We start from the raw sequence: 16,597 nt of genomic DNA on the forward strand, positions 1-16,597 counted from the left end.
CACGGAGTGCAGCCATGAACGTCCTGTCGATCCAGTCCTGGGTGTCCTACGGCCATGTGGGCAATGCCTCGGCCGTCTTCCCGATGCAGCGGCTTGGCCACGAGGTCTGGGCCATCCACACCGTGCAGTTCTCCAATCACACGGGCTACGGCGCCTGGAAGGGCCGCGTCTATGACGGGCCGATGATCGAGGAGCTGGTGGAGGGTATGGCCGATCGGGGCGTGCTCGGCCGCTGCGACGGCGTCCTCTCCGGCTATATGGGCTCGCCCGACATCGGCACGGCCATCCTGCAGGCGGTGAGCCGGGTGCGCGCGGCGAACGGCGCGGCGCTCTATTGCTGCGACCCCGTCATCGGCGATGTCGGCCGCGGCATCTTCGTGCGGCCCGGCATCCCGGAGTTCATGCGCGACCAGGCCGTGCCGGCGGCGGACATCATCACGCCCAACCAGTTCGAGCTCGAATATCTCTCCGGCCGCACCGTCACGACGCTGGCCGATGCCATCGCGGCGGTCGAGGCGGTCAGGGCGCGCGGGCCGAAGACGGTGATGGTGACGAGCCTCGTCACCGAGGACACGCCGGCGGATTGCCTCGATCTGCTCGCCTGCGGGCCCAAGGGCCGCTTCCGGCTGCGCACGCCGAAGCTTTCGGTGTCGGTCAATGGCGCCGGCGATGCCATCGCCGCCCTGTTCTTCGTCCATGCGGCGGCGAGCGGCGACGAGGCCTTCGCTCTGTCGCGCGCCGCATCCTCGGTCTTCGGCCTGCTGCGCCGGACCGAGGAGGCAGGTTCGCGGGAGATCCTCACGGTCGCGGCGCAGGACGAGTTCGTGACCCCGAGCCGCATCTTCACCCCCGAAGCCATCGCCTGAGGCCCGCCATGCCCGCCCGTCCGATCCACACGCTGGACGTCTTCACCCACGAGACCCTGTCCGGCAATCCGCTGGCCGTGGTCCATGACGCGACCGGCCTCGACACGGCGGCCATGCAGCGCATCGCCGGCGAGTTCAACCTGTCGGAGACGGTCTTCGTCCTGCCGGAGACGGCGGCCGGCCACCGCGCCGACATCCGCATCTTCACGCCGGGATCGGAACTGCCCTTTGCCGGCCATCCGACGGTGGGAACGGCGGTGCTGCTCGCCTCGCTCGACGGCCTCGCGCCGGGGGCGGAGACCGCCTTCACCCTCGGCGAGAAGGCAGGACCCGTGCCCTGCCGCGTCCGCCGCGACACGGATGGGCGCTACACCGCGACCTTCATCGCCCCCCGCAAGCCCAAGGACCTCGGGCCGGCGCCCGACCCGGCCCAGCTCGCCGGCGTCCTCGGCCTTGAGGTGCGCGACATCGGCTTCGACCGGCACCGCCCGAGCCGCTACGGCGCGCCGGTGTCCTTCTGCTACGTGCCGGTAAAGACGCGCGAGGCGATGGACCGCATCCGGGTCGACACGCGCTGGTTCGCTGAGACCTTCGCCGCCATCGGCGACGACCATCCCGCGATCTTCGCCTATACGCGGGAGACGGTGGAGCCCTCGGCTGGCTTCCACGCGCGGATGTTCGCCCCCGGCCTCGGCATTGCCGAGGACCCGGCGACGGGTTCGGCGGCGGCCGGGTTCTCCGGCGTGCTGGCGGCTTTCGAGGGGCTCGTCGACGGCCAGCACGGGCTCGTCATCGAACAGGGCTTCGCCATGGGGCGGCCGAGCCGCATCCATCTCGGCGTGACGCTGACTGGCGGCGCGGTCGAGCAGATCACCATTGGCGGCGGCGCGGTCATCGTCACCGAAGGCCGGCTGTTCCTCTGAGCCACCAACGAAAAGACCCGCCGGCGGAACCGGCGGGTCGATGTCGAATTCAGATTGGATCGCCTCAGCGATAGACGCGGCAGACGCGCTCGCCGTAGCGGTTGACCCAGCAGCGACGGCGCGGCGTGGTCTCGGCGCCGATCACGGCGCCCGCGACACCACCGATGGCCGCGCCGGCAAGCGCACCACCGCCCGTGCCGGTGGCGAGGCCACCGATCAGCGCGCCGGCGCCAGCGCCGATCGCGCCACCCGCAGCAGCGCGTTCCTCGCGCGGGGTGCAGGCGCCGATCATCAGGGCGGCAACGCCCACCAGAGCCAGTTTCTTCATCATCACAATTCCCTCCTGAAGGCCCCCGACCCGGTATGGACCATAGGTGACACTCGTGCGATTTGCCAAGCCGAGGCTGTACCAGTCTTAAGGCCGGGTCAACGTCGAGGACATGACACGGTGGTATCGGACCCCGAGGGGCAGCGATCCCGAGCAAGACAACCGCGCGAGGACAACGCCTTGATGCCGTACCGGTTCCGCCACATCCGCCATGTCGAAGCCACGATCGCGGCGCGGCCCTGGCCCTATGCGGAAGCGCAGGCGGCGGCGATCCGTGCCGCCTGGGCCGAGGCCAAGGCGGCGACCCCGGCGCTGTTCGACGGCGAGGTGCTGCTCATCGCCGAGCGGACGATCACGGATGACCGGTTCCAGGCGGTCTACCGGCCGGTGCGCTACTCGCAATTCCTCCACTACATGCGCCATGGCGCCGCCGATGGCGACACGCGCAACGGCTTTGCCCTCGCCGGGCTCACCAGCGCCGAGGGCGCGCTGATGATGGGCGTCATGGGCGGCCACACCGCCAATGCCGGCAAGATCTATTTCCCCGGCGGGACGCCCGACATGTCCGACGTGGTGGACGGCCGGCTCGACCTCGAGGGCAGCGCGCGGCGGGAACTGGAGGAGGAGACCGGCCTGTCACCGCAGGAGGTCAGCGCCGAGCCCGGATTCTGGCTGACCGAGGACGACAAGCGCACCGCTTTCATCAAGGTGATGCGCTCGCTCCTGCCGGCCGAGGCGCTCCGGGCGCGGATCCTCGACGCGCTGGCGCGCCAGGACGAGCCCGAGCTCGCCGACATCCACATCGTCCGCGGCCCGGCCGATCTCCTGCCCGGGCGGATGCCGGCCTTTCAGCTCGCCTATGCCGAGTGGTGGCTCGCCGGCGGGGCGGCGCGCTAGGCCGCGGCCCGCACCACCGTGACCGTGCAGGGCGCCTCGGCCGCCACCTGCGCCGAGACGCTGCCGAGATAGCGGCGGGTGCTGGACTGGCCGCGCGCGCCCATGACGACCTGGTCGACACCGTTCTCGCGGGCATGGGCGACGATGGCGTCCGCCGGGTCGGTGCTCTCCAGCACGTGGTAGGTCAGGCGCTCCGCCGGAAGCCCCAGTGGCTCGGCCCAGGCGCGCAGCTGCACGAGCCGGGCGACATGCAGCGCCCTGCCCTCGCCATCCGTGGTCTCGTCGATGCCGAGGCGCTTCAGCTTGAGAACGTTGACGCAGGCGAGCCGGGCGCCCGGCAGCAGCGTCAGCATCCGCCCCGCCATGACGCGGACGGCATCGGCGACGGCGCAATAATCCGCCGACAGGTCGACGGCGACGAGGATGATGGGGGCGGCCGCCCTCTGCACCTCCAGCGGCGGCGGGGCGGGTCGCTCGGCGCCGGCCGCGCGCAGCCAGCGGCGAAGGCGGGTGAGCCGCCCATCGCGCGCCGTACGGCCGGCGGCGGCGGTGATCCGCACCTCGTCGGGATGGCCGAGGTCATAGGCGAGCTGCGCCGCGGTCGGATAGCGGTCGGCGGGATCGACGGCGAGGCAGCGCAGGATGATCTCCTGCAGCCAGGGCGGACAATCCGGGCGCAGCACCCGCGGCGGCGGCGGGTCCCACCACAGGCGCTTGCGCATGCCGCGCGCGCCCTTCGGATCACCGAAGGGCTGGCGGCCCGTGGTCATCTCGTAGAGCACGCAGCCCAGCGCGAAGATGTCGGAGCGCGGGTCGTCGCGGGCGCGCAGCACCTGTTCCGGCGCCATGTAGGGCGCCGTTCCGATGGGCAGGCGGAACTCCTCGGCGAGCAGATCCGGCAGGTGGCGATGGCGGGCAAGGCCGTAATCCACCAGCACGGCGGTGCCATCGGCACGGAACAGGATGTTGGCCGGCTTCACGTCGAGATGCAGCACGTTCTGGCGGTGCAGGTCGGCGATGGCGCGGGCGATGGCGAGGCCGAGCCGCGCCACCTCCGCCGCCGGGAACGGCGCCTCGCCCATGCGCTCGAAGAGCGAGCGGCCGATGATGCGCTCCATGACGACATGGGGCTGGTGGGCGAAATCGCCGGCGGCGACGAAGCGCGGCACGTGCGGGCCCGCGAGCCGCGGCAGGATCATCTGCTCCATCTCGAAGCCGACGATCATGGTGGGATCGTCACCGTCGAGGATGAGCGGGATCTTCATGACCAGCGGGCCGGGATGGTCGGGATGGGTGACCTCCCAGATCTGCGCCATGCCGCCGAGCTTGATCGGCACGACCAGCGTGAAGCCGTCGAGGACGAGGCCGTTATGGATGCGTGGTGGCCGCATGGCGGCATCACCTCCCGAGGGCGAGCCGGCTCGCCAACCGATCGGGCAGTCCCGCGGCGCGGATCTTCGCGGCGGCGGCCTGATGGTCATAGGGAACACGATGCGGCTCGAGCACGCCTTGGGCGAGATCAAGAACGGCATAGGCGGAGAGCGGCGAGCCATCCCGCGGCTGGCCCACCGCGCCAACCACGATCTGCCAGCGGCGATGGGCGGCGAGCGGCACGGGACTGCCGGCCACCGGCGTGAAGGCGACGCAGGTGCGGTTCGGCTGCAGCGAGAACAGCGCCGGCACATGGGTATGGCCGGAGGCGACGAGCCGGGCATCGGTGGCGTCGAGGCTGAGCTCGGCATCGCGCGGCGTCATCACATAGGGCCACTGCCCGGGATGGCGGGCCGAGGCGTGGACGAGGAGGAGATCGTTCAGGCGAGCGGTGAGCGGCAGGCCGGCGAGGAAGGCGCGGTGATCGGCGGAGAGCACGCCGCGCGTCCAGGTGATGGCCGCGAGGGCGTCGGCATTCATGTCGGGATCGGCGCGCTCGACGGCCTCGTCATGGTTGCCCTTGAGGACGATGGCGCCCTCCTCCGCCAGCCGCATGACCGCCTCGGTGCAGGCGCGGGGATCGGCGCCATAACCGACGATGTCGCCGAGCACGGCGATGCGGTCCACCCGCTGCCGCATGGCATGGGTCAGCACGGCCGCGAGGGCCTCGAGGTTGCCGTGGATGTCGGAGATGAGCGCGATGCGCATCAGGGCCTCCCGGGCACGGCCCGTGGCCTCATGGTTCGCCTTTGCGACGGCGGGGGCAAGGCCGCCTTTCGCTTAAGGCAAGACGGCGGCGGAGCCGCCTTGGTCTTGAGCAAAGACGGCGGCAAGGCCGCCTTTTGGTGATCAGGACGGATAGCCGTAGCGCTGCTTGACCGCCCTCAGCCCGGCGCTGGCCTCGCCGGCACGGCCGGCGGCGCAGGCGGCCTCGGGGCCGCGGAGGTCGGCCATCACGCGGCCATGGACCTCGCGGTTGACGTGGCCGGTGGCGAGGTCGTTGTCCATCACCGCGCGGAAGCGGGCGAGCTCGCCGGTGCAGCCCGCCCCCTCGGGCAGGCGGAAGTCCGGCCGCGTCACGTAGGACGGCTGCTGGGCGGCGGCGACCGGCTGCGGCGCCGGCGGCTCGCTCGACGTGGACTGGCAGGCGGCGAGGCCCAGCACGGCAAGGCCCGCGAAGGCGGCGCGGAGGGTGGCAACGGTCATGGCGAGCCCCGGGTCAGGCGAATCGACGGCGCCACTCTAGGCGGCGCCGTCGTCACCCGACAATCGCCTCAGGACAGCGGCTTGAGGCCGCGCTCGATGGCCGCGCGCTGCGGCTCGAGGAAGGGCGGCAGCGCGAGCTTCTCGCCGATCGTGGCGAGCGGCTCGTCGACATCGAAGCCGGGGCCGTCGGTGGCGATCTCGAAGAGGATGCCGTTCGGCTCGCGGAAATAGAGGCTGCGGAAATAGTAGCGGTCCACCGCCCCCGAGCTCGGGATGCGCAGGCCGTTCAGCCGCTCGATCCAGCCCTTGTACTGGGTCTCGTCGGGCGTGCGGAAGGCGACGTGATGCACGGAGCCGGCGCCCTGGCGGGCGGGCGGCAGGTGCGGCTCGACGGCGACGTGGTACTCGGCGGCGACGCCCCCCGCGCCCATGGCGTAGACATGGACGGTCACGGCGCTGGGCAGGGTGTATTCGCGCTCCTTGCGCATGCCGAGCACGTAGGTCAGCACGAGGTCGGTCGGTTCGAGGTTCGGCACGCTGGCGGTGATGGGCCCGAGGCCGCGGATCTGGTGCTCGGCCGGGACCGGGCTCTGCTCCCAGATGGCGCCGTCGCCGGCGCCGCCGTCATTGATGAGGGCGAGGCGCTGGCCTTCCGGATCCTCGAAATCGAGGGTGAGGCGGCCATCGCGGATGGCGGGGGGGGTGTGGGTCACGCCCTGCTCCTTGAAGCGGGCCTCCCACCAGCGGATCGTCGCCTCACCCGTGACGCGCAGCGCGGTGCGGATGATGGAATGGGTGCCGCGGCGCTCGCGCGGCACGGGCCACTCGAAGAAGGTGATATCCGAGCCGGGGCTGGCGACGCCGTCGCCGTAGAAGAGGTGATAGGCGGAGGTGTCGTCCTGGTTCACCGTGCGCTTCACCAGGCGCATGCCCAGCACCTTCGTGTAGAAGGCGTGGTTGCCCGGCGCATCGGCCGAGACGGCGGTGAGATGGTGGATGCCGGTCAGGGCCGGAATCGGGGCGTCGGCATTGCTCATGGCGGGGGCCTCATGGAGAGAGCGCGGCGGAGGCCACGCGTCGTGGGCCTAGACATCGGCTTGTCGGGGCGACGGGGCAAGGGCCGCAGGCGCCGGACCGCCGCAAGCCCGGCTTGCAGCTTTGCCCGTGACAGGCGCTCGCCGGACCATCTGGTCCTCGTCGGCGTCCCGCCTTAAGGTTGTGGCCAGACGACCTCCGCCATGGCGCGCGAGGCAGGGCCAGGCGCCGCAAGCGCGCCGGCCGCATGAGGGCGACGACCGATGAGCACCATGACCTCCACCGCCCCCGTCCTCGCCGGCAAGGCCGGCCCGTTCCGCGCCGACCAGGTCGGCTCGCTCCTGCGCTCGCAGGCGCTGAAGGAGGCGCGCGCCGCCCATGCGGCCGGCAAGCTCGACGCCCTCGGCCTGCGCACGGTCGAGGATGCCGAGATCAAGAAGCTCATCGCCAAGCAGGAGGCGGTGGGCCTTCAGGGCATCACCGACGGCGAATATCGCCGCTCCTGGTGGCACTACGACTTCCTCTGGCAGCTCGACGGCGTGACCCGGGTGGAGCTCGACCAGGGCATCCAGTTCGCCGGCGTGCAGACCAAGGCCGAGGCGCCGCGCGTCACCGGCAAGATCGGCTTCTCGACCCATCCCTTCATAGAGCACTTCAAGTTCGTGAAGGCGAACACCGCGCGCACCGCGAAGATGACCATCCCCTCGCCCTCCATGCTGCACTACCGGGGTGGCCGGAAGCTCATCAACATGGGCCTCTATCCCGACATGGCCGAGTATTACGACGATCTCGGCCAGGCCTATCGCAAGGCCGTCCATGCCTTCTACGACGCCGGCTGCCGCTACCTGCAGCTGGACGACGTCTCCTTCGCCTATCTCTGCGATCCCGAGCAGAAGCGGATGCTGGCCGAGCGCGGCGACGATCCGGAGAAGCAGGGCGAGATCTACGCCGAGATGGTGACCGCCGCCATCGGCGGGCGGCCGAAGGACCTGACCATCTCCATGCACCTGTGCCGCGGCAATTTCCGCTCCACCTTCGTCGCCTCGGGCGGCTACGAGCCGATCGCCGAGCTCCTGTTCAACGCCATGCCGGTGGATGCCTATTTCATGGAATGGGACACCGAGCGCGCCGGCGGCTTCGAGCCGCTGCGCTTCCTGCCCAAGGGCAAGGCGGTGGTGCTCGGCCTCGTCACCTCCAAGACCGGCGTGCTGGAGAAGAAGGACGACATCAAGCGCAGAATCGACGAGGCGGCGAAATACGCGCCCATCGAGCAGCTCTGCCTGTCGCCCCAGTGCGGCTTCGCCTCGACGGAAGAGGGCAACACGCTGGCGGAGGACGAGCAGTGGCGGAAGCTCGAGCTCATCGTCGAGATCTCGCGCGAGGTCTGGGGCTGAGGGAGGGGGGCTAAAAGGCCCCACCCTCACCCTCCCCTCTGGCGAGGGGAGGGGGACTATGATGTCGCGCGCTGGTCGGGACGGTTGGGCCAGGCACAACGCATAAGACGAAGCGGGACGCGGTGGTCCCCCTCCCCTCGCCAGAGGGGAGGGTGAGGGTGGGGCATGCCTCGAAGGGCACCCCGCCTCACCCCTTGGCTGGCGGGAACATCAGCGGCGAGATCTTCATGTGGTCGCGCTTCGCCCAGTCGAGCTTCTTGACGCCCGCCTCGGCGCGGCGCTGGGCCGCCTCGAGCTTCTCGGAGGCCGCGGCGAGGTCCATGGTCAGCACCTTGCCGCCATCCACCACCTTCTTGCCGTCGACGAAGACCGTGCGGATGGGGCGCTCGCCGGCCGAGTAGATCATCGAGCGGACGGGATCGCGCAGCGGCTTCATGGAGGGGTGGCTCGCGTCCACCAGCACGATGTCGGCCTTGGCGCCGACGGCGAGGCGGCCGATATCCTTGCGGCCGAGCGCCTTGGCGCCGCCGAGGGTCGCAGCGTTGAACACGTCGACCGAGCGGACGTCATAGACGTCCTCGGCCACCACGCGCGACATGATGGCGACGTGGCGCATCTCCTCGATCATGTTGTGCGGATAGGTGTCGGTGCCGATGGCCATGTTGACGCCGCGGCGGACATATTCGCCGAAACTCTGCAGGGTGATGCCGCGGCGCTGGAACACGGTCGGGCAATGGGCGACCGTCGTGCCGGTATCGACGAGGTCTTGGAGGTCGTCGCGGCGCGGCCAGTGCACGGAGGTGTGGTGGTCGAGGAAGATGCCGTGGCCGATGAGCGAGCGGTCGGAGAGCACGCCGAGCGAGCCGAGCCATTCCACCGGCGTCATGCCATGGCGGCGGGTGATCTCGTGGAACTCCACCACCGACTGTGCCGCGTGGATCTGGAAGGGCAGCTTGCGCTTCTTGGCCTCGGCGAAGCTCGCCTTGATGAGGCCGGGGGTGCAGGTGTCGATCTGGCTCGGCGAGACCATGCCGGACATGCGCCCCGACGGGTGCTTGGCGGCGGCATCGAGCACGGCCATCGCCGCCTCCATGGCGCCCATGCCCTCGTCCTTGGCCCATTCATATTCGACGACGTGGCCGTTCTTGGTGAACCAGCGGGCGGAGCGGTACATGGGCGAGAGCACGCCGCGCAGGCCTGAGGCCGCGAAAGTGTCGAGCCAGCCGTCCCAGGCGACCGACATGTCGACCAGCGTGGTGACGCCGGAGAGCAGCAGCTCGGAATAGGCGACGGTGGCGGAGGCCGGAATGTCCGCCGGATTCGGCGCGCCGCCCGCATCGGCGCGGAACAGCGGCATGAACTCGTAGAGCGCCGACTGGTAGAGCTTCGGCGAGCCGAGCTCGTCGTTCCAGCCCTTGGCCATGGGCTCGGACGAGGGGTGGGAATGGACGTTGACGAGGCCGGGCATGACCAGCATGCCGGAGCCGTCGATGGTGGTGGCGGCCTTGCCGGTGAAGCCCGGGCCCACGTGGATGATCTTGTCGTCCTCGAAGGCGACGTCCGCGCCCTGCATGTAGGTGTGCTTGCGGCCGTCGAAGGCGACGACCCAGGAGGCGTTCTTGATCAGCGTGACGGGCATCGGGGCGTTCTCTCGCGGCGTCTTTTGGTTGGACGGCAGTCAGGGAAACGGCCGGGCACCTCGAGGGCGCCCGGCCGGTGGTTCAGGTCAGCGCGTGAAGCGCAGGTCGAGGCCCTTGTAGAAGCCGCAGCCGTAGATGTTGTGCGCCTTGAAGGGAGCCAGGCGCGAGGTCGCCGCCACCTTCATCGGCTCGTGGTAGAGCGGGATCCAGACCGCAGCCTCGTGGACCTGCTCCAGCACCTGCCCGTAGTTCTGGGCGCGCTCGGCATCCGAGACCGCCGTCATGCCGGTCTGCAGCCAGCGGTCGGTGTCCGCATTCTTCCAGTTCATGCGGTTCGGGGTCGGGGCGTTGGTCGAGCGGAAGTAGAGGTTCAGCGCGTCACCGGCGGTGATGTAGGGGAACGACATGCCGAACATGTCGAACTCCTGGGTGGCGAGCTTGCCCCAGGCGACGGTGGCGTCGAAGAGCTGGATGCGCAGGTCGACGCCGATCTTGCGCAGGTCGCCCTGCACCGTCTCCATCAGCTTCTGCCAGGTCGAGCCGGTGAAGCCATAGGCCAGCGGCGAGAGGCGCACGCCGTTCTTGGAGCGGAAGCCGTCGGCCCCGCGCACCCAGCCGGCCGCATCGAGGATGCGGTTGGCCTCGGTGACGTTGGTGCGGATCAGGCGCTGGTCGATGGCCTTGTTCCAGTCGGTGGCCGCCTGGTGGATGTAGGAATAGGCGGGCTCGGTCTCACCGAAATTGATGTCGCGGGAGATCGCCTCCTGGTCCACCGCCATGACGATGGCGCGGCGCACCGCCTCCTCGTCGACGCCGGCCTTGTCCACCTTGAAGCCGATGAAATAGGTCCAGAACGCCGCCTGGTTCTCGACGATGCGCAGGTTCCGGTTGGCGCGGATCTGCGCCATGCCGGAATAGGGCACGTACTGGGTGGCCTGGCTCTGGCCGGTCAGCACGGCGGCAAGGCGGGTGTTCTCCTCCGGCACGATGCGCCAGACGATCTCCTGGATATGGGCCGGGCCGCGGTTCTCGTAGATCGGCGGGCCCCAGCGATAGGCGTCATGGCGGCGGATGCGCATGTCGTTGCGCGGGCGCCAGTCGACCCAGCAATAGGGGCCGGTGCCGTTGAAGCCGCGGACGCCGAAATCGGCGCCGAGCGCATCGACATTCGCCTTGTCGATGACGACGGCGAAGCTCTGGGTGAGCTGGTAGAGCAGCTCCGAGAAGGGTGCCTTCAGGCGATACTCGACGGTGTAGGCGTCCTTGGCGACGATGTCCTCGACGGGGCCGGCGCGCCATGCGACGGGCGAGCGGGTGGCCGGGTCGATCCAGCGCTTGATCGAATAGACGACGTCCTCGGCGGTCATCGCCTTGCCGTCGCAGAACTTCACGTCCTGGCGGAGCTTGAAGGTGTAGACCTTGCCATCGGGCGAGACGGTCCAGCTCTCGGCGATGCCCGGCTTGATGGAGGTCATGTCGTGGTCGAGGGAGACCAGCGTATCCGCCAGCATGAACAGCACCTCGGAAGCGGCGCGGGCCGTCGAGCGGTGCGGGTCGTAGCGGTCGGAATCGACCTCACGGACGATGGTGAGGCTGTTCTGCGCCTGGGCCATGGCCGGCGCCGTGAAGGCGAGGCCGCCGGCAAGGGCGGTCGCCGCCCAGATCAATCGTTTGACACTCATGTCCCTGCTCCTCTGGAGACCTTTGGTTATCTGACCCGTTGGCCGGGCCTTGTGGTGGATCAGCCGTGCCTCAGCCGCGGATCGAGCATGTCGCGCAGCGCATCGCCGAGGACGTTGGCGCAGAGCACCAGGACGACGATGACGAGGCTGGGGATGACCGAGATGTGCGGGGCGAGGAAGAGCTCGTTGCGGCCGGCGGAGGCCATGGTGCCGAGTTCGGCGATGGGCGGCTGCGCGCCGAGGCCGAGGAAGGACAGGGCGGAGCCGAGCAGGATCACCTGGCCGAAGCGCAGCGTCAGATAGACGAAGACCGAGGAGATGCAGTTGAGCGCGAGGTAGCGCACCAGCAGCGTGCCGTCGGTGAGGCCGATCGAACGGCCCGCCTCGATGAAGTCTTGCCCCATCACCACCAGCGCCGAGGCGCGGGTGACGCGCACCACGGTGGGGATGGTGGCGATGGCCAGCGAGACGACGACCGCGGTCATGCCGGGGCCGACGACGGCGGCGAAGGCGAGGCCGAGGAGGATCGCCGGGAAGGACAGCAGGATGTCCGACATGTGCATGATGATCCCGTCGAGCCGCCGGTAGAAGGCGGAGACGAGGCCCAGCACGATGCCGATGGAGCCGCCGATGGCGGTGGCGATCACGCCCATGAGCAGCGTCGCCTGCAATCCGTAGAGCAGGCGCGAGAGCATGCAGCGGCCAAGGCCGTCGGTGCCGAGCAGGAACTGCCAGCGGCCGCGCGCCTCCCAGACGGGGGGCAGCATGCGCAGGCGCGTGTTGGTGAGATAGGGATCGTTCGGCGCCAGCCACGGCGCAAGGATCGCGGCGACGATAAGCAGGATGAGGATGATGGCCGCGGCGATGGCGAGCTTGTCGCGGAACAGGCGGCGCAGCGCCGGAAAGCGGCGCGGGGCGGGAGAGTCCGGGGCGGGGGCCGCGGCGGGGGAGGCCGTCACAGCGGTCATCGCTTGCCGACCCGGGGATCGAGGATGCCGTAGAGCACGTCGACGATGAGATTGATCACGATGAAGGAGACCGCGAGGATCAGGATGGAGCCCTGGGCGAGAGGCAAGTCGCGCGCCAGGATGGCGCCCACCGCAAGCCGCCCGACGCCGGGCCAGGAGAAGATGGTTTCGGTGACGACCGCGCCGCCCAGCAGATAGCCGGCCTGCAGGCCGATCAGGGTGACGACCGGGATCAGCGCGTTGCGCAGCACGTGGCGGATGATGACCGTGTGCTCGGCGAGGCCCTTGGCGCGGGCGGTGCGCACATAGTCGGCATTCATCACCTCCAGCGCCGCCGTCCGCGTCATGCGCGCCACGGGGCCGATGAAGATGAGGCCGAGGGTGAGCGAGGGCAGCGCCAAATGGGCGAGGCCGTCGAGCGTCCAGATGGGGCCGGCCCGCCCGAGGAAGGGCAAGAGCTCCCAGTGGTAGCCGACATACATGATCAGCATCAGGCCGATGAAGAAGACCGGCATGGAGACGCCGAAGACCGAGATGGCGATGATGATGCGGTCGAGGGCATGGCCGCGATAGACGGCGGCGATGGTGCCGAGCGCGATGCCCACCGGCACCGACCAGATCAGGCAGGCCAGCATCAGCTCGGCGGTCGGGCCGATGGCCTCGGCGAGCTCGTGGATGACCGGCGTGTTGTTGATCATCGAGTAGCCGAGGTCCCCCTGCAGGACCCGGGTGATGTAGATGAAGAACTGCACGACCAGCGACCGGTCGAGGCCGAGATCCTTGCGGATCTGGGCCACCACCTCGGGGGTTGCCTGCGGGCCGGCAATGACCTGGGCGACGTCGCCGGGCACCAGCTGCAGCAGCAAGAAGCCGAGCAGCAGCACGCCGAACAGGACGGGGATCGAGAGGACCGCGCGGTGGATCAGGTGAACGCCCATGCCCGTCAGGCCCTCCACTCGCCGGTCGCGTCATAGACGCAGGCGCCGCCGAGGATCGTCAGATCGCAGCGCGTGTCGGAGAGGATCGCCTCGGGCGAGGCGGTGAGCAAGTCCCGGGAGAACACTGCGACATCGGCAGCCATGCCGGGCCGGAGCGTGCCGCGATGGTCCTCGCACTTGTTCACATAGGCGCCGAACTCCGTATAGGCCTGGATGGCGCGCTCGATGGAGATGATCTGGTCGCCGCCGATGACCGTGCCCTTGTGGGTCTTGCGGGTGATCATCGTGTAGAAGTTCGGCCAGACATTCGCGTCGCAGACCGGCGCGTCGGTGGAGGCGGCGGGGCGGAAGCCCATGTCGATCCAGGTCTTCATCGGATAGCTGGAGCCCGGCCGGTCGTCCGGCATGACCTTCTCGTAGAGCTCGCCGAAATCGTAGATGAAGACCGGCTGCGGCACGGGCTCGATGCCGGCAGCGCGCATGCGGCGCATCTGGTCCATGGTGTTGAAGCCGCAATGCTCGATGCGGTGGCGGCGGTCCGGGTCGGGATATTTCGCCAGCGCCTTCTCCATGGCCACCAGCGTCTGTTCGATGGCGCCGTCGCCGATGGCATGGACCGCGAGATGGTAGCCCTTGGCGTGGACCTCCATCGTCGCCTCTTCCATCTCCTTGTCGGTGAGGCAGTAGATGCCGTGGGTCTCCTCCTCGCCGGCATAGGGACGGGTCATGGCGGCGGTCTTTCCGCCGGCCGAGCCGTCGGTGAAGATCTTCACGGGGCCGACGCGCAGCATGTCGTCGCCCGAGCCGGTGACGAGACCCTCCTCGTAGCAGCGGCCGAGGATGCCGCCGGGAATGTCGAGGAGGCACTGGGTGACGCGGATCGGCTGGCGGCCGGTGCGCACGGCGTTGCGGTAGGAGATGATCTCCCGGTAGCCAGAGCGCATGCCGACGGCGGCATCCATGGTCGAGGTGATGCCGAAGGAGTTCATGTACTTGGCGCCGCGCTCGATGGCCGCGACATGGTCCTCGTCGGTATAGGCCGGCAGGACGGCCTGGACGGGCTGGCGGCCGTTCTCGGCCATGAGGCCGGTGAGCGAGCCATTGGTCTGCTCGATGGCGCCGCCGGCGGGCACCGGGCTCGCGGTGGTGACGCCGGCGATCTTCAGGGCGAGCGAATTGGCGACCGCGAGATGGCCGCAGGTGCGCACCAGGTAGACCGGGTTGTCCGGGGCCGCCATGTCCAGCTCGGTGCGGTGCGGGTGGCGGCGGATGTCGAGCTTCGAATCGTCATAGCCGCGGGCGAGGATCCATTCGCCGGGTTTCTTCTTCGCGGCCGCCTCGCGGATGAGGTCGAGCAGACCATCGAGCGTGTTGGCGTTCTGGGGCCGCGCATCGACCTCGGCCATGGACAGACCCATGGGCAGGAGATGGGCATGGGCCTCGAACAGGCCGGGGGTGGCGAGCCGGCCGCGCAGCTCGATGACCCGCGTGGCCGGGCCGATCAGCGGCTCCATGTCGGACGAAGACCCGACGGCGAGGACCTTGCCAGACCAGAGGGCGATGGCCTCGGCCACCGGCGCCCCATAGGCCACGAAAACTCGGCCGCCCCGCAACACAACATCGGCCTTCGGCAACATCGCCATCGAACACACCTCAACCCATCAATGCCCAACATCGTGGCATGCCGAAAATTGCACCGGCAACATGCCAGGGACGAGGGGCACACCAGCGGGCGGCGGGGTGGATTTGTTTTCCCGCGACGGTAAGGTCGGTAACTTTCTCCCGCCCGCACCCCCGATGTGAGCAGCAATTCGGCGCGACATCAACATCCAACGGAACGACTGTATCGCCTGGCGATGCGACCTGTTGGGGTACCGGTGAGGGCGGGCGAGAGCCTTGCAGCATCCCCGAAGGGATCCCGAGCCATGACCACCGCCGCGACTCCCGCCCCTCCCCCCGGCCCCGAGGCCAGCGATCCGGTCGCGCTCGGCTGGATGACCGGCTTCCCGCCGCCGCCGGACAAGGCGATCACCTATGCGGACGGCTCCTTCCGCGCCTTCCCGCAGCTGCGCTGGTCGTGGAGCCATGTGCGGCAGATCGTGCCGACGGTGAATGTCTGGCGCGGAACGGGCGGCCCCTCGCCGCTGCCGCGCGCCGAGCAGGACCTCGACGCCCTGCCGGTGACGACGATGGGGGGCGAGGCCACCACCTTCGCCCGCGCGCTCGTCGACACCTATGCCGACGGCATCGTCGTGCTGCATCGCGGGCGGATCGTCTTCGAGCGCTATTTCGGCGCGCTCAAACCCCACCAGCCGCATATCGGCATGTCCGTCACCAAGTCCTTCACCGGCACCCTCGCCGGGATCCTGGTCGCCGACGGCCTGATCGACCCGGCGGCGCCGGTGACCGCCTATGTGCCGGAACTGGCCCGGAGCGCCTTCGGCGATGCGACGGTGCGGCAGGTCATGGACATGACCACGGGCCTTGCCTACTCGGAAATCTACACCGACCCGAGCTCGGACATCTTCGCGCTGCGCCGCGCCAATGGCATGGCGCCGCCGCTGCCCGGCGTGCCGCAGCCCTCGCTGCTCGAATACCTGACGACGATCGCCAAGCAGGGCGAGCACGACCGGGTCTTCGCCTACAAGACCGTCAACACCGACGTGCTGGCATGGGTGATGAGGCGGGCGAGCGGCCTCAGCCTGTCGGAGCTGCTCTCCACCCGCATCTGGCAGCCGATGGGCGCCGAGGAAGATGCCCATTACACCGTCGACCGGCTGGGCATCGAGAGCGGCGGCGGCGGGCTCAACACCACGACCCGCGACCTCGCGCGGTTCGGCGAGGTGATGCGCGGCGGCGGCTCGTTCAACGGCCGGCGGCTTTTCCCGACGAGCGTGGTCGAGGCGATCACCTGCGGCGGCGACCCGGCGAAGTTCGCGCCCGCCGGCTATGCGACGCTCCCGGGCTGGTCCTATCGCACCCAGTGGTGGGTCAGCCATGACCCCCACGGCGCCTATATGGCGCGCGGCGTCCACGGCCAGTCGCTCTATATCGACCCGAAGGCGGAGGTGGTCATTGCCCGCTACGCCTCGCACCCGGCGGCCGGCAACGTCGCCAACGATCCGATCACCCTGCCCGCCTTCCGGGCCGTGGCGATGGCGCTGATGGGCTGAATGGGCGGCGCTTCGTTTCAGCCACGTTGCTGCGACGGGGCCCGTGTCACGACAAAGCCACGAGATGGCGAAATCGTCCAGAAATCGGCACCCGATACCGATCGTCCAACGATCCG

General features: G+C 69.5%; 15 protein-coding genes. 5 read left to right on the forward strand and 10 right to left on the reverse strand.

Annotation, left to right across the window (positions count from 1 at the left end):
• Positions 1 to 14 precede the first annotated feature (14 nt).
• Positions 15 to 866: a pyridoxal kinase PdxY gene (gene pdxY, locus C8P69_RS05600; RefSeq protein ID WP_108174876.1), complete on the forward strand. Its 852-nt coding sequence runs from the start codon at positions 15 to 17 to the stop codon at positions 864 to 866.
• 8 nt (positions 867 to 874) lie between these two features.
• The gene (locus C8P69_RS05605; RefSeq protein WP_108174877.1) at positions 875 to 1,789 is read left to right on the forward strand and encodes a PhzF family phenazine biosynthesis protein; all 915 of its coding nucleotides are present in this window, start codon (positions 875 to 877) and stop codon (positions 1,787 to 1,789) included.
• A gap of 64 nt (positions 1,790 to 1,853) precedes the next feature.
• Here the strand turns inward: C8P69_RS05605 and C8P69_RS05610 are convergent, their stop codons facing one another.
• Positions 1,854 to 2,120, reverse strand: coding sequence for a glycine zipper domain-containing protein (locus C8P69_RS05610; protein WP_211353806.1), 267 nt, complete (start codon positions 2,118 to 2,120; stop codon positions 1,854 to 1,856).
• 180 nt (positions 2,121 to 2,300) lie between these two features.
• Here C8P69_RS05610 and C8P69_RS05615 point away from each other — a divergent pair, with 180 nt between their 5' ends.
• On the forward strand, positions 2,301 to 3,014 hold the full coding sequence (locus C8P69_RS05615) for an NUDIX hydrolase (protein ID WP_108174878.1): 714 nt from the start codon (positions 2,301 to 2,303) through the stop codon (positions 3,012 to 3,014).
• On the opposite strand, the gene C8P69_RS05620 is transcribed toward C8P69_RS05615, so the two are convergent.
• The 4 genes from C8P69_RS05620 to C8P69_RS05635 form a co-directional block, all read right to left on the reverse strand.
• Entirely contained in the window at positions 3,011 to 4,405 is a 1,395-nt protein-coding gene (locus tag C8P69_RS05620; RefSeq protein WP_108174879.1) for a bifunctional serine/threonine-protein kinase/universal stress protein, read from the reverse strand. The genes C8P69_RS05615 and C8P69_RS05620 overlap by 4 nt on opposite strands.
• A gap of 7 nt (positions 4,406 to 4,412) precedes the next feature.
• Positions 4,413 to 5,153: a metallophosphoesterase family protein gene (locus tag C8P69_RS05625; RefSeq protein ID WP_108174880.1), complete on the reverse strand. Its 741-nt coding sequence runs from the start codon at positions 5,151 to 5,153 to the stop codon at positions 4,413 to 4,415.
• A 141-nt stretch (positions 5,154 to 5,294) separates the two neighbouring features.
• On the reverse strand, positions 5,295 to 5,651 hold the full coding sequence (locus tag C8P69_RS05630; protein ID WP_108174881.1) for a hypothetical protein: 357 nt from the start codon (positions 5,649 to 5,651) through the stop codon (positions 5,295 to 5,297).
• A 68-nt stretch (positions 5,652 to 5,719) separates the two neighbouring features.
• Positions 5,720 to 6,688 (reverse strand): ring-cleaving dioxygenase, encoded by a 969-nt coding sequence (locus C8P69_RS05635; protein ID WP_108174882.1) that lies wholly within the window; start codon positions 6,686 to 6,688, stop codon positions 5,720 to 5,722.
• A 261-nt stretch (positions 6,689 to 6,949) separates the two neighbouring features.
• Here C8P69_RS05635 and C8P69_RS05640 point away from each other — a divergent pair, with 261 nt between their 5' ends.
• The gene (locus C8P69_RS05640) at positions 6,950 to 8,080 is read left to right on the forward strand and encodes a 5-methyltetrahydropteroyltriglutamate--homocysteine S-methyltransferase (protein ID WP_245901881.1); all 1,131 of its coding nucleotides are present in this window, start codon (positions 6,950 to 6,952) and stop codon (positions 8,078 to 8,080) included.
• A 187-nt stretch (positions 8,081 to 8,267) separates the two neighbouring features.
• On the opposite strand, the gene C8P69_RS05645 is transcribed toward C8P69_RS05640, so the two are convergent.
• The 5 genes from C8P69_RS05645 to C8P69_RS05665 form a co-directional block, all read right to left on the reverse strand.
• Positions 8,268 to 9,719 (reverse strand): amidohydrolase family protein, encoded by a 1,452-nt coding sequence (locus tag C8P69_RS05645; protein WP_108174883.1) that lies wholly within the window; start codon positions 9,717 to 9,719, stop codon positions 8,268 to 8,270.
• Between the two features lie 87 nt (positions 9,720 to 9,806).
• Complete coding sequence (locus C8P69_RS05650) at positions 9,807 to 11,402, reverse strand: ABC transporter substrate-binding protein (RefSeq protein WP_108174884.1); 1,596 nt, start codon at positions 11,400 to 11,402, stop codon at positions 9,807 to 9,809.
• A gap of 59 nt (positions 11,403 to 11,461) precedes the next feature.
• On the reverse strand, positions 11,462 to 12,370 hold the full coding sequence (locus C8P69_RS05655; protein ID WP_108174885.1) for an ABC transporter permease: 909 nt from the start codon (positions 12,368 to 12,370) through the stop codon (positions 11,462 to 11,464).
• Complete coding sequence (locus tag C8P69_RS05660) at positions 12,367 to 13,308, reverse strand: ABC transporter permease (protein ID WP_108175550.1); 942 nt, start codon at positions 13,306 to 13,308, stop codon at positions 12,367 to 12,369. The genes C8P69_RS05655 and C8P69_RS05660 overlap by 4 nt, the downstream gene beginning before the upstream one ends.
• 5 nt (positions 13,309 to 13,313) lie before the next feature.
• A complete protein-coding gene (locus tag C8P69_RS05665) occupies positions 13,314 to 14,951 on the reverse strand; it encodes an amidohydrolase (RefSeq protein WP_108174886.1) in 1,638 nt (545 codons plus the stop codon).
• 282 nt (positions 14,952 to 15,233) lie between these two features.
• Between C8P69_RS05665 and C8P69_RS05670 the strand changes: the two genes are divergently transcribed.
• Complete coding sequence (locus tag C8P69_RS05670) at positions 15,234 to 16,481, forward strand: serine hydrolase domain-containing protein (RefSeq protein WP_108174887.1); 1,248 nt, start codon at positions 15,234 to 15,236, stop codon at positions 16,479 to 16,481.
• The last annotated feature ends 116 nt before the right edge of the window (positions 16,482 to 16,597 follow it).

Origin of the sequence: Phreatobacter oligotrophus, assembly GCF_003046185.1 — a bacterium.
Lineage (GTDB): Bacteria > Pseudomonadota > Alphaproteobacteria > Rhizobiales > Phreatobacteraceae > Phreatobacter > Phreatobacter oligotrophus.

What these genes read in the sequence shown, in the direction of transcription:
- pdxY (WP_108174876.1), top strand. Translation starts at nt 15, where the DNA reads ATGAACGTCCTGTCGATCCAGTCCTGGGTGTCCTACGGCCATGTGGGC.
- C8P69_RS05605 (WP_108174877.1), top strand. Translation starts at nt 875, where the DNA reads ATGCCCGCCCGTCCGATCCACACGCTGGACGTCTTCACCCACGAGACC.
- C8P69_RS05610 (WP_211353806.1), bottom strand. Translation starts at nt 2,120, where the DNA reads ATGATGAAGAAACTGGCTCTGGTGGGCGTTGCCGCCCTGATGATCGGC.
- C8P69_RS05615 (WP_108174878.1), top strand. Translation starts at nt 2,301, where the DNA reads ATGCCGTACCGGTTCCGCCACATCCGCCATGTCGAAGCCACGATCGCG.
- C8P69_RS05620 (WP_108174879.1), bottom strand. Translation starts at nt 4,405, where the DNA reads ATGCGGCCACCACGCATCCATAACGGCCTCGTCCTCGACGGCTTCACG.
- C8P69_RS05625 (WP_108174880.1), bottom strand. Translation starts at nt 5,153, where the DNA reads ATGCGCATCGCGCTCATCTCCGACATCCACGGCAACCTCGAGGCCCTC.
- C8P69_RS05630 (WP_108174881.1), bottom strand. Translation starts at nt 5,651, where the DNA reads ATGACCGTTGCCACCCTCCGCGCCGCCTTCGCGGGCCTTGCCGTGCTG.
- C8P69_RS05635 (WP_108174882.1), bottom strand. Translation starts at nt 6,688, where the DNA reads ATGAGCAATGCCGACGCCCCGATTCCGGCCCTGACCGGCATCCACCAT.
- C8P69_RS05640 (WP_245901881.1), top strand. Translation starts at nt 6,950, where the DNA reads ATGAGCACCATGACCTCCACCGCCCCCGTCCTCGCCGGCAAGGCCGGC.
- C8P69_RS05645 (WP_108174883.1), bottom strand. Translation starts at nt 9,719, where the DNA reads ATGCCCGTCACGCTGATCAAGAACGCCTCCTGGGTCGTCGCCTTCGAC.
- C8P69_RS05650 (WP_108174884.1), bottom strand. Translation starts at nt 11,402, where the DNA reads ATGAGTGTCAAACGATTGATCTGGGCGGCGACCGCCCTTGCCGGCGGC.
- C8P69_RS05655 (WP_108174885.1), bottom strand. Translation starts at nt 12,370, where the DNA reads ATGACCGCTGTGACGGCCTCCCCCGCCGCGGCCCCCGCCCCGGACTCT.
- C8P69_RS05660 (WP_108175550.1), bottom strand. Translation starts at nt 13,308, where the DNA reads ATGGGCGTTCACCTGATCCACCGCGCGGTCCTCTCGATCCCCGTCCTG.
- C8P69_RS05665 (WP_108174886.1), bottom strand. Translation starts at nt 14,951, where the DNA reads ATGGCGATGTTGCCGAAGGCCGATGTTGTGTTGCGGGGCGGCCGAGTT.
- C8P69_RS05670 (WP_108174887.1), top strand. Translation starts at nt 15,234, where the DNA reads ATGACCACCGCCGCGACTCCCGCCCCTCCCCCCGGCCCCGAGGCCAGC.